Source organism: Pseudomonas sp. MPFS (assembly GCF_022537035.1).
In the GTDB taxonomy this organism is placed as follows: domain Bacteria; phylum Pseudomonadota; class Gammaproteobacteria; order Pseudomonadales; family Pseudomonadaceae; genus Aquipseudomonas; species Aquipseudomonas sessilinigenes.
In genome coordinates this window covers 2,199,771-2,211,749 of the sequence record NZ_CP066123.1, presented here as the reverse complement: position 1 = coordinate 2,211,749, position 11,979 = coordinate 2,199,771, and the positions used below count along the sequence as shown (strand labels likewise).

Annotated in this window: 10 protein-coding genes and 4 tRNA genes; 2 read left to right on the top strand and 12 right to left on the bottom strand. The window is 62.2% G+C overall.

Going from position 1 to position 11,979, the window contains the following annotated elements; all coding sequences use genetic code 11:
- Positions 1-27: 27 nt before the first annotated feature.
- The 4 genes from leuB to leuC all read right to left on the bottom strand — a co-directional run bounded on the left by leuB (position 28) and on the right by leuC (position 4,081).
- Complete coding sequence (leuB, locus tag I9018_RS10350) at positions 28-1,110, bottom strand: 3-isopropylmalate dehydrogenase (protein ID WP_053138888.1); 1,083 nt, start codon at positions 1,108-1,110, stop codon at positions 28-30.
- 51 nt (positions 1,111-1,161) lie between these two features.
- Positions 1,162-1,926 carry a class I SAM-dependent methyltransferase gene (locus tag I9018_RS10345; RefSeq protein WP_124346288.1) on the bottom strand — a complete coding sequence of 255 codons (765 nt, stop codon included), beginning with the start codon at positions 1,924-1,926 and terminating at the stop codon, positions 1,162-1,164.
- 71 nt (positions 1,927-1,997) lie between these two features.
- The gene (gene leuD, locus I9018_RS10340) at positions 1,998-2,642 is read right to left on the bottom strand and encodes a 3-isopropylmalate dehydratase small subunit (RefSeq protein WP_068586252.1); all 645 of its coding nucleotides are present in this window, start codon (positions 2,640-2,642) and stop codon (positions 1,998-2,000) included.
- A gap of 11 nt (positions 2,643-2,653) precedes the next feature.
- Positions 2,654-4,081, bottom strand: a complete 1,428-nt coding sequence (leuC, locus tag I9018_RS10335; protein WP_068586250.1) for a 3-isopropylmalate dehydratase large subunit — start codon at positions 4,079-4,081, stop codon at positions 2,654-2,656.
- A gap of 153 nt (positions 4,082-4,234) precedes the next feature.
- Here leuC and I9018_RS10330 point away from each other — a divergent pair, with 153 nt between their 5' ends.
- Positions 4,235-5,125 carry a LysR family transcriptional regulator gene (locus I9018_RS10330; RefSeq protein WP_068586248.1) on the top strand — a complete coding sequence of 297 codons (891 nt, stop codon included), beginning with the start codon at positions 4,235-4,237 and terminating at the stop codon, positions 5,123-5,125.
- Positions 5,126-5,210: 85 nt separating this feature from the next.
- Positions 5,211-8,489 (top strand): EAL domain-containing protein, encoded by a 3,279-nt coding sequence (locus I9018_RS10325; RefSeq protein ID WP_241109362.1) that lies wholly within the window; start codon positions 5,211-5,213, stop codon positions 8,487-8,489.
- Positions 8,490-8,540: 51 nt separating this feature from the next.
- Here I9018_RS10325 and I9018_RS10320 read toward each other — a convergent pair whose 3' ends face one another.
- The 8 genes from I9018_RS10320 to I9018_RS10285 form a co-directional block, all read right to left on the bottom strand.
- Positions 8,541-8,987, bottom strand: a complete 447-nt coding sequence (locus I9018_RS10320) for an Hsp20 family protein (protein WP_068586242.1) — start codon at positions 8,985-8,987, stop codon at positions 8,541-8,543.
- Positions 8,988-9,101: 114 nt separating this feature from the next.
- Entirely contained in the window at positions 9,102-10,061 is a 960-nt protein-coding gene (locus tag I9018_RS10315) for a tRNA-dihydrouridine synthase (RefSeq protein ID WP_068586238.1), read from the bottom strand.
- A gap of 124 nt (positions 10,062-10,185) precedes the next feature.
- On the bottom strand, positions 10,186-10,620 hold the full coding sequence (locus tag I9018_RS10310; RefSeq protein WP_241109361.1) for a thioesterase family protein: 435 nt from the start codon (positions 10,618-10,620) through the stop codon (positions 10,186-10,188).
- A gap of 127 nt (positions 10,621-10,747) precedes the next feature.
- Positions 10,748-11,287, bottom strand: coding sequence for a TetR/AcrR family transcriptional regulator (locus tag I9018_RS10305; protein WP_068586232.1), 540 nt, complete (start codon positions 11,285-11,287; stop codon positions 10,748-10,750).
- Positions 11,288-11,461: 174 nt separating this feature from the next.
- Positions 11,462-11,537, bottom strand: a tRNA-Glu gene (locus tag I9018_RS10300).
- A 77-nt stretch (positions 11,538-11,614) separates the two neighbouring features.
- Positions 11,615-11,690: transfer RNA gene (locus I9018_RS10295), tRNA-Ala, on the bottom strand.
- Between the two features lie 53 nt (positions 11,691-11,743).
- Positions 11,744-11,819 (bottom strand) — tRNA-Glu (locus I9018_RS10290).
- A 77-nt stretch (positions 11,820-11,896) separates the two neighbouring features.
- Positions 11,897-11,972, bottom strand: a tRNA-Ala gene (locus I9018_RS10285).
- Between the last annotated feature and the right edge of the window lie 7 nt (positions 11,973-11,979).

The following is an 11,979-nucleotide window of genomic DNA, read 5'->3' as shown; positions in this document are numbered from 1 at the left end:
CACTGTCTGTGCAGTGGGCCCGAAAGATTACAGATTCCGCAGCGCCGCGACTACTGCATCGCCCATTTCCTGCGTACCGACCCGAGTGCAGCCGGCCGACCAGATGTCACCGGTGCGCAAGCCCTGGTCCAATACCCGGCTCACAGCCTGCTCGATGGCGTCCGCCGCTGCGGTCAGGTTGAAGCTGTAGCGCAGCATCATCGACACCGAGAGGATGGTCGCCAGCGGGTTGGCGATGCCCTGCCCGGCAATGTCCGGCGCCGAACCGTGGCAAGGCTCGTACATGCCCTTGTTGTTGGCGTCCAGGGATGCCGAAGGCAGCATGCCGATGGAACCGGTGAGCATCGAGGCCTCGTCGGAGAGGATATCGCCAAACATGTTGTCGGTAACGATCACGTCGAACTGCTTGGGCGCGCGCACCAGCTGCATGGCCGCGTTGTCGACGTACATGTGGCTGAGCTCGACGTCCGGATAGTCCTTGGCCACCTGCTCGACCACTTCACGCCACAGCTGGCTGGACGCCAGGACGTTGGCCTTGTCCACCGAGCAGAGCTTCTTGCCGCGCACCCGCGCCATGTCGAAGCCGACCCGGGCGATCCGCCGGATCTCGCTCTCGCTGTAGGGCAAGGTGTCGTAGGACTGGCGCTCGCCGTTCTCCAGCTCGCGGGTGCCGCGGGGAGCACCGAAATAGATACCGCCGGTCAGCTCGCGGACGATGAGGATGTCCAGGCCCGAGACGATTTCCGGCTTCAGGCTGGAGGCATCGGCCAGTTGCGGATAGAGGATCGCCGGCCGCAGGTTGCCGAACAGCCCCAATTGCGCGCGGATCTTCAACAGCCCGCGTTCCGGACGAATGTCACGCTCGATCTTGTCCCACTTCGGGCCACCCACCGCGCCCAGCAGCACCGCATCGGCAGCACGGGCCCGGTCCAGGGTCTCATCGGCCAGGGGCACGCCGTGCTTGTCGATGGCCGCGCCGCCGATCACATCGTGGCTCAGCTCGAAACCCAGGCCGTACTTGTCATTGGCCAACTCCAGGACCTTGACCGCTTCGGCCATGATTTCCGGGCCAATACCGTCACCAGGGAGAATCAGAATCTGCTTGCTCATGCATTCCTCGTTCGTTCTGTCGGCACGCCCTTGGGCGCACCCGGAAAAATTCTATCGTTCGGCCCACAGTACCAGTACATCTGTACTGAACGAACCATCGGCCTCAATCTGAAAATATTCGCGCACTTCATTGCCCATCGCCTGCTGCAACTGGCGAATAGCCACCCTCAGCGGCTCCGGGGTGCGCATGCGCTCGACCCAGGAACTGAACTCCAAGCGCAGGCGCTGCCGGGCGCTGCTGCGGGCCTGCAACCCGGCCTCGTTGAGCTGGTGCAGCCATTCCCCGGCCGAATAGTCGCGGACATGGCTGGTGTCGCGCAGCACTTCGACGCTCTGCAGGTAGGTATCCAGCAACGGACTGCCTGGCGACAAGACATCGATGAGCGCCGCCACGCCACCAGGCTTCAAGACCCGGCGCACCTCGCGCAGGGCCAGGCCCAGGTCGCTCCAGTGGTGGGCCGAGTAGCGACTGAAGACGAAGTCGAACTCACCATCGGCGAACGGCAAGCGCTCTGCTGCACCGGCTACCGTACGGACGTTACCCAGCTTACGCTCCTGGGCCGCCGCTGCCACCACGTCCAGCATCTGCTGGGAAAGGTCGTAGGCCACCACCTCCCTGACCAGCGGCGCGACATGGAAACTGACATGCCCGGCACCGCACCCAAGATCCAGCACCCGGGCCTCGCCCTTGCCCGCCACCTCGGCCTGCAACAGCGCGAACTCGGCGCCCTGGGCGTGCACGGCACTGCTCAGGTAGGCCGCAGCCTGCTCACCGAATTGCTTCTGTACCACCTGACTATGGGCATTGCTGGTCATGATTGGGTCCTTGTGATCAGGGAGAAACCGCACTCATTGGCCTGCTCCAGCAGGAGCCGGCCGGTCGGCGCTCAAGCGTCGCGGAACAACCAGGGTTGGCGCTGTTTGTAGCCGACTTCGAAACTACGGATGGCGTCGGCGTCCCGCAGGGTCAGGCCGATGTCGTCCAGGCCATTGAGCAAGCAGTGCTTGCGGAACGCGTCCACTTCGAAGCTGTACTGCTTGCCATCCGGGCGGGTCACGGTCTGCGCGGCGAGATCGACCGTCAGTTGGTAACCCTCGGTGGCTTCGCTCTGCTGGAACAGTTCGTCGACTTCTTCATCCTTGAGGATGATCGGCAACAAGCCGTTCTTGAAGCTGTTGTTGAAGAAGATGTCGGCGAAGCTCGGCGCGATCACCGTACGGAAACCGTACTCATCCAGCGCCCACGGCGCGTGCTCGCGGGAGGAGCCGCAGCCGAAGTTCTCGCGGGCCAGCAGCACGCTGGCACCCTGATAGCGCGGAAAGTTGAGCACGAAGTCCTGGTTCACCGGGCGCTTGGAATTGTCCTGGTTGGGCTGGCCCACATCGAGGTAGCGCCACTCGTCGAACAGGTTCGGACCGAAGCCGGTACGTTTGATCGACTTGAGGAATTGCTTGGGAATGATCTGGTCGGTGTCGACGTTGGCACGGTCGAGCGGTGCGACGAGGCCTGTGTGCTGGGTGAATGCTTTCATCTCTGGTCTCCTCAGGCCTGCATCAATTCACGTACATCGATGAAACGACCGGTCACCGCGGCAGCCGCGGCCATGGCCGGGCTCACCAGGTGGGTACGTCCGCCGGCGCCCTGGCGGCCTTCGAAGTTGCGGTTGGAAGTGGACGCGCAATGCTCGCCGCTCTCCAGGCGATCAGGGTTCATCGCCAGGCACATGGAGCAGCCCGGCTCACGCCACTCGAAGCCGGCCTCGAGGAAAATCTTGTCCAAGCCTTCCTGCTCGGCCTGGGCCTTCACCAGGCCCGAGCCCGGCACCACCAGCGCCTGCTTCACGGTGGAGGCAACCTTGCGCCCCTTGGCCACGGCCGCGGCGGCGCGCAAGTCTTCGATGCGCGAGTTGGTGCAGGAGCCGATGAATACCCGGTCCAGCTGGATATCGGTGATCGCCTGGTTGGCGTTCAAGCCCATGTACTTCAACGCCCGGACGATGGAGTCGCGCTTGACCGCATCGGCCTCGACAGCCGGATCCGGTACGTTCTGGTCCACCGCGAGCACCATCTCCGGGGAAGTACCCCAGCTGACCTGCGGCTTGATGTCCTCGGCACGCAGCTCGATGACGGTGTCGAAATGCGCGTCGGCATCGGACACCAGGTCGCTCCAGGCCTCTACGGCCTTGTCCCAGTCGCTGCCTTGCGGCGAGAACGGGCGACCCTTCACGTAGTCGATGGTCTTGTCATCGCAAGCCACCATGCCGACGCGGGCACCCGCCTCGATGGACATGTTGCAGATGGTCATGCGGCCTTCCATGGACAGATCGCGAATGGCGCTGCCAGCGAACTCCAGGGCGTGGCCGTTGCCGCCCGCGGTACCGATCCTGCCGATCACTGCGAGGACGATGTCCTTGGCGGTCACGCCGAAGGGCAACTGGCCCTCGACGCGCACCTGCATGTTCTTCATCTTCTTGGCCACCAGGCACTGGGTGGCGAGCACGTGCTCCACCTCGGAAGTGCCGATACCGTGGGCCAACGCGCCGAAGGCGCCGTGGGTCGAGGTGTGCGAGTCGCCACAAACCACGGTCATGCCCGGCAAGGTGGCCCCCTGCTCCGGACCGACCACGTGGACGATGCCTTGGCGGATGTCGTTCATCTTGAATTCGAGGATGCCGAAGTCGTCGCAGTTCTCATCCAGGGTCTTGACCTGGATGCGCGACACTTCGTCGGCAATGGCGTCGAGGCCACCTTTGCGCTCGGCCTGGGTGGTCGGCACGTTGTGGTCCGGGGTGGCGATGTTGGCATCGATGCGCCATGGCTGGCGACCCGCCAGGCGCAGGCCTTCGAAAGCCTGTGGCGAGGTCACCTCATGGAGAATGTGGCGATCGATGTAGATGAGCGACGAACCATCGTCACGGCGCTTCACCTCGTGCATTTCCCAGAGCTTGTCGTAGAGCGTCTTGCCAGCCATCGGACTCTTCCTCATCAGCTTGTTTCTATGCCCCAGGCCCTGATCGTGCATCGATCAATAACCCCTTGGCTTGTGAGGCTGATGCTATGGCGTTAGATTAAATAACTCAAATTCATATTTTTCATGCTTTGGATAACCAACTGGAATGTCATGATGGATCTGGCCAACCTCAACGCCTTCATCGCCATCGCCGAAACCGGCAGCTTCTCCGGCGCCGGCGAACGCCTGCACTTGACCCAGCCCGCCATCAGCAAGCGCATTGCCGGGCTGGAGCAACAGCTCAATGTGCGACTGTTCGATCGCCTGGGTCGCGAGATCGGCCTAACCGAAGCCGGACGCGCCTTGCTGCCACGGGCCTACCAAATCATCAATGTGCTGGATGACACCCGCCGGGCGCTGACCAACCTCACCGGAGAAGTCAGCGGCCGCCTGACGCTGGCCACCAGCCATCACATCGGCCTGCACCGCCTGCCACCCTTGCTGCGGGCCTATACCCGGCGCTACCCACAAGTGGCCCTGGACATCCAGTTCCTCGATTCGGAGGTGGCCTATGAGGAAATCCTCCACGGCCGCGCCGAACTGGCCGTCATCACCCTGGCTCCCGAGCCCCACGGCCTGGTCAAGGCCACCGCGGTCTGGGACGACCCGCTGGACTTCGTCGCCGCCCCGGAACACCCGTTGGTCAGCAATGGCCAGGTCAGCCTGGCGGATATCGCCCTGCATCCGGCGGTTTTTCCCGGCGGCAACACCTTTACCCACCACATCGTGCAGCGCTTGTTCGAGGCCCAGGGCCTGACGCCGAACATCGCCATGAGCACTAACTATCTGGAAACCATAAAGATGATGGTCTCCATCGGCCTGGCCTGGAGTGTGCTGCCGCGCACAATGCTCGACGAACAAGTGGCGCGCATCCCTTTACCGGGCATACAACTACACCGCCAGCTAGGCTATATCCTGCATACCGAACGGACGCTGTCGAATGCTGCGCGGGCTTTCATGGCCTTATTGGACGCACAGGTCGATTGGCCAGGGAACCCGGCATAAGTATTCCGGGTTTTGCCCGTGCCCTGTCGCCTCCCGCCATGAGCCCTCGCGCCAAACGAACTACTCAGCACAAGGCCTGATCACCATGCCCAAACCCGCTGACCGTATTCCGCCCATGCCGCGCATCCACGCCGTCGACCCCAGGGAGTCGGAACAGAGCTGGGAAAGCGCACCGCAGCTGCTCGCCGCCTTGAACGGCGCGCGCCTGGGCGCCTGGTATTGGGATATCGAAAGCGGGCAAATCAGCTGGTCCCGGGGCACCCAGGCACTCTTTGGCTTCGATCCACGCCAACCCCTGCCGGAAAACCTCGAATACCTCGACCTGCTACCCATCGAAGACCGCGCCAGGACAGTGCGCGCCTTCCACTCGGTACTGGCCGGGGCTCCCCTCGAGCATGCCATGCACCACCGTATTCGCTGGCCTGATGGCAGCCTGCACTGGCTGGAGATCAACGGCAGCGTACTGCCCGACAAGCACGGCAAGCCCAGGATGATCGGGGTCATCCGCGAAATCACCCACCAGCGCCAGCGCGAAGAGGCCCTCAGCAGCTCGGAAAAGCGCTTCGCCACCTTGTTTCATCTGTGCCCCAACATGGTGCTGCTGACCCGCCTGGAAGACGGCCTGATCAGCGAAGCCAACCAGTACTTCGAGAGCCAGTTCGGCTGGCCTGCCGAACACGTGATCGGGCGCACCACCCTGGAAATCGGCCTATGGGTCAATCCCGAACAACGCGCCCAGCTGATCAAGGCTGTGCAACACAAGGGCCAGGCCGCCAGCCTGGAAGTGCAGCTGCGCTCCAGCAACGGCCAGATCCATGACGGCATTCTCAGCGCACAGAAGGTCGAACTGGAGGGCAAGGCCTTCCTGCTCAGCACCTTTCTCGATACCAGCGAGCGCAAGCGAGCCGAGCAGGCGCTCAAGGACAGCCAGGAGCGCCTGGACCTGGCCCTGGACTCGGCACAGCTGGGCACATGGGACTGGCACATCCCCAGCGGCATGCTCTACGGCTCGGCCAGGGCGGCACAACTGCACGGCCTGGAGCCCGCCCCTTTCCACGAGTCCTTCGATGCCTTCTTCGAGGGCGTGCCCACCGAAGAGCGCAACTCCATGCGTGACGCCTATCGCAGCCTGCGCGAGGGTCCGGCGGGCAACTACCAGCTGACCTATCGCGTGCAACTGGCCGACGGCAGCTCTCGCTACCTGGAAAGCCGAGCCCGCCTGTATCGCGATGAACAAGGCAATCCGTTGCGCATGGCCGGCACCCTGCTGGACATCACCGAGCAAGTGGAGCGCGAACAACGCCTGATCACCTCCGAGGAGAAGTTCGCCAGCCTGTTCCAGGTGAGCCCGGACCCGATTTGCGTGACCCTGCTGGAAACCGGCCAGTTCATCGAGATCAACTCCAGCTTCACCCAGACCTTTGGCTGGACCCTGGATGAAGTGCGCGACCGCAGCGCCGAGCAGATCGGCCTCTGGGAAGACTCGGCCCCACGCCTGCGGCGTATCGAACAGGTGATCCGCGAACAGGCATTGAACAACGTGGCGGTGGTGGTCAATCACAAGGACGGCCAACCGCTGACCTGTATCATTTCCAGTCGCCAGATCATCGTCGACAAGCAGCCCTGCATCGTCACCACCTTGCGCGACATTACCCAGCAGCAACGCTCGGAGGCGGCCCTCAAGGCCAGCGAGGAGAGGTTCGCCAAGGCTTTCCATTCCAGCCCCGACGCCATCACCATCACGGAACACGACACCGGCCGCTACCTGGAGGTCAATGACGGTTTCTGCCGGCTGACGGGCTACCGTACCGACGAGGTACTCGGCCACTCCATGCACGAGATCGGCATCTGGGCCGAAGAGCTCCAGCTATCCGCGCTGATGGGTGAGCTCAAGCTCAAGGGCCGGGTGCATCACATGGAAATGCTCGGGCGCAACAAACGCGGGGAAATCCTCACCCTGGAAGTCTCGGTGGAGCCGATCACGCTCAATGAAATCCCCTGCCTGCTACTGACCGCGCGGGATGTCAGCCTGCTGAAGAATGCCCAGGCCCAGATCCGCCACCTGGCCTACCACGACCCCTTGACCAACCTGCCCAACCGCGCCCTGCTGATGGACCGCCTGAGCCAACAGATCGCCCTGCTCAAGCGCCATAACCTGCGAGGCGCCTTGCTGTTTCTCGACCTGGACCACTTCAAGCACATCAACGACTCCCTCGGGCATCCGGTGGGCGATACGGTACTGAAGATCATCACGGCACGCCTGGAGGCCAGCGTACGCATGGAAGACACCGTGGCGCGCCTGGGCGGCGATGAATTCGTGGTCCTGCTCAGCGGCCTGGAAGGCTCGCGCAACGAGGTCAGCGAACAAGTCCGGCAACTGGCCGGCACCCTGCGCGAGCTGCTCTCCGAGCCGATGTTCCTCGATGGCCAGCGCCTGCAGGTCACCCCCAGCATCGGCGTGGCCTTGATCCCCGACCACGGCTCGACCCCCACCGACCTGCTCAAGCGAGCGGACATCGCTCTTTATCGCGCCAAGGATTCAGGACGCAACACCACGCAGATGTACCACAACACCATGCAAAAGGCCGCCAGCGAGCGCCTGCGCATGGAGACCGACCTGCGCCTGGCACTGTCCCGCGGCGAATTCAGCGTGCATTTCCAACCCCAGGTCAATGCCCGCGACAACCGCATCATCGGGGCCGAAGCGTTAGTGCGCTGGCAGCACCCGGAGCTCGGCGCACAATCGCCAACGGAGTTCATCAAGGTACTGGAAGATAGCGGCCTGATCCTCGAGGTAGGAACCTGGATCCTCGACGAATCCTGCCTGGCCTTCAGCCAGTTGATCGAGCAGGGCCTGGTGAATCCATACCAGTTCAGCCTGTGCGTGAACATCAGCCCGCGACAGTTCCGCCAGAACGACTTCGTGGAGAGAATCGAGCACAGTCTGGCGGCCTATGCCCTGCCCTCGTCACTGCTGAAACTGGAAATCACCGAAGGCATCGTGATCCAGAACCTGGAGGACACTATCAGCAAGATGCGTCGCCTGAAGAAGCTGGGTGTCAGTTTCGCCATGGACGATTTCGGCACGGGATATTCCTCCCTGACCTACCTCAAGCGCCTGCCGGTGGATACGCTGAAAATCGATCAATCCTTCGTTCGCGACGCTACCCATGACCCCAACGATGCGGAAATCATCCGGGCCATTGTCGCCATGGCTCGCAGCCTGGAGCTGAAAGTGATCGCCGAAGGCGTAGAGACCCAGCAGCAACTGGATTTCCTGCAGGGACTGGACTGCCATTTCTACCAGGGCTACCTGCACAGTCGGCCATTGCCCCTGGAGGAGTTCAAGAAGCTGCTCAAATGACCGGCACGAAAAAGGGCGCCACCTGGGCGCCCTTTTCTTGCAATGCCTTGCTTAGTGCTGCAAAGCCGGTTGCTGCGCACCATTGATCGGAATGCGCTTGGGCTTGGCCTCTTCCGGCACGACCCGCAGCAGGTCGATGTTCAGCAGGCCGTTGTTCAAGGCCGCTGCCTTGACTTCGATGTGGTCGGCAAGACGGAAGGACAGCTTGAACGCGCGCTGGGCGATGCCCTGGTGCAGGTAGGTGACACTCTCGTTGGCGTCACGCTTGCCGCCGCTCACGGTCAGCACGCCTTTCTCTACTTGCAACTCCAGGTCCTGCTCCTGGAAGCCGGCGGCCGCAATGACGATGCGATACTGGTCGTCGCCGTGCTTTTCGACGTTGTAGGGTGGATAGCTGCTACCCGGCTCGTTGCGCAATGCCGATTCGAACAGGTCATTGAAACGGTCAAAACCGACCGAGGAGCGAAACAGGGGTGCCAGGGAAAATGCAGTACTCATGGGTAAATCTCCTGATATTCAGCGAGTGATTGTCTCCGCGACCCGAATTCGGCATCGCGTACCCAAGAGATATGGACCACCCAAGGCATTTCAAGAGCGGCCACGCAAATTTCGTCAGGCGGCCTCGCTGCATGGCACGCCCAGCAGCCTGCCAACCTGCTCCAGCTCGGTTTCCCGGCGCAACGCGGTGAACAACTCGACCGCCTCGGGGTAGTTGCGGGTCAACATCGCCAGCCATTGCTTGAGCCGCCCCGGGGCCGAACGCGGCGTCAACTGCTCCACCACCTGGGCCCAGAAGTCATGGATCAATGGCAGTAACTCGGCCCAGGACATCTCCACCACCTCTTCACCAGCTCGCGCTGCAGCGATTTGCCGGGCCAGGTCCGGACGCGAGACCAGCCCGCGCCCCAGCATGATGTCCTCGACCCCGCTGATTTCCCGGCAGCGCCGCCAGTCCTCGACGCTCCAGATATCGCCATTGGCGAACACCGGCACCTTGACCACTTCCTGCACCCGAGGGATCCACTCCCAGTGGGCCGGCGGCTTGTAACCATCGACCTTGGTCCGCGCATGCACCACGATATGCTCGGCGCCGCCTTCGGCCAGCGCGGTAGCGCATACCAGTGCGCCATCCGGGCTATCGAACCCCAAGCGCATTTTCGCCGTGACCGGGATATGCGCCGGCACCGCACGCCGTACATGCTCGACGATCTGGTTCAGCAGTTCGGGCTCCTTGAGCAGCACCGCCCCACCCCGCGACTTGTTGACGGTCTTGGCCGGGCAGCCGAAGTTCAGATCGATGACCTCACTCCCCAGCTCACAGGCCAAGGCTGCGTTCTCGGCCAGGCAGACCGGGTCGGAGCCCAGCAGCTGCACGCGCAGCGGCACACCAGCCGCAGTCTGTGCGCCCTGCAACAACTCGGGAGCGAGCTTGTGGAAATAGGCAGGCGTCAGCAGACGGTCGTTGACACGGATGAACTCGGTGACACACCAGTCGATCCCGCCAACACGGGTCAGTACATCCCGCAGGATGTTGTCGACCAACCCCTCCATGGGCGCCAGGGCAATTTGCATGAAACACACTCGACGAAAACAGGCGAAAAAACGGGCGCCAGTTTACTGGGTTTCACCCGCGAGCAGTACTTTGCCGTAGCGCCCCATCGCAGTGGCCAACCAAGGCAGGCCTATAGGAAAGCGCTCAAGACGATTGCAATGCCGGTCCGTAGCCATCGAGAAACTCGGCAGGCATGCGCTTGGGCTTGCCGCTGGATAGCTCAATGCAGACGAAGGTGGTCTGGGCCCGCAACAAGGTGCTGCCGTCACTCGGACGAACCAGCTGGAAGCGCCGGGTCATCTTCAGGCGCTGGTCCCAATCGACGATCCAGGTGGCCAATTGCAGCTCATCGCCCTCATAGGCCGCCGCCAGGTAATCGATTTCATGCCGCACCACAGCCATGGCCCGGTCCAGCCGGCGATATTCGGCCAGGTCCAGCCCCAGGCGCTGGGAATGGCGCCAGGCGCAACGCTCCAGCCAGGTGACATAGACCGCATTATTGGCATGCCCCAAGCCATCGATATCCTCGGCCGCCACCTGCAAATCGATGATGAATGGCGTTGCCAGATCCCAACTCATGCTCAACTCCCGGTGAGTTTTTTGACCGGGGCAGTGTACCGGATGCCCAGGTGTATTGGCGCACCCATAAATATCACCTCATAACCGAGCCACAGGGTGAAACGCCCTCCCCGCAGCGCAGACGAAGTCATAGCACTGCGGATTTGGCTGCTCGCAACAAGCGGTCGGACAACTCGCCAGGCCCCAGGGCGCGGGCCAGGGACAGACCACCCACCATCAATGCCAGATCGGCCAGGGCCTTGTCGGTATCTTCCGGGCAGTCGGCCAATTGCGCGACCATCAGCTCCATATGCTCACTCAAGGCCTGCCGAAAGCCCTCGGGCAAGCGCCCCAGCTCTCCGATCGACGCCGGAATCGGGCAGGCCAACTCACTGGAGTCGCGATGCTTGCGTGACAGGTAGAATGCCGCAGCCAGGGCTCGCCGCTCCTCACCAGAAAGGCCGGCGTCCATTTCCTCGAGCAAGCCGCGCCGATAGGCGAGCAACTGGCTGAATGCCTCGAGCATCAGCGCATCCTTGCTCTCGAAATGCGCATAGAAACCACCCACCGTCAGCCCGGCAGCCCCCATTACCTCACCCACACTGGGCTCGGCCGGGCCACGTCGAATCAGTGCCGAGCTGGCAGCCTGGAGAATGCGTTCACGGGTCTGAGCTTTTTTATCGTTCATCGTTGCCTCCCAATACTGCGGAGAAATATTATTTGCATAATAATCCTCCGCAAGTCACTAGCATGACCATCGGTCAGAGTTACGGGCTGGGGAAAGAATTGGCTGGACGCCAGAAAAACAAAAGGGTCATTCAATAATCGAATGACCCTTTAAATCCCGCATAGCGGGCAAACCTGGCGTCCCCTAGGGGACTCGAACCCCTGTTACCGCCGTGAAAGGGCGGTGTCCTAGGCCACTAGACGAAGGGGACACAAACCTTCTGACAATTGATCAGTGCTGAGTACTGATCGGCTCAAGGTCGGTGTGGCCAAACCTTGAACTGCAAATTGGTGGAGCTAGACGGGATCGAACCGTCGACCTCTTGCATGCCATGCAAGCGCTCTCCCAGCTGAGCTATAGCCCCGGATTTTTCGCCTCGCGGCGCAGCGACATCTTGCAACATCGCTTGTGTGATACTGGCGTCCCCTAGGGGACTCGAACCCCTGTTACCGCCGTGAAAGGGCGGTGTCCTAGGCCACTAGACGAAGGGGACACAAACCTTCTGACAGATGATCAGTGCTGAGTACTGATCGGCTCAAGGTCGGTGTGGCCAAACCTTGAACTGCAAATTGGTGGAGCTAGACGGGATCGAACCGTCGACCTCTTGCATGCCATGCAAGCGCTCTCCCAGCTGAGCTATAGCCCCAGATTTT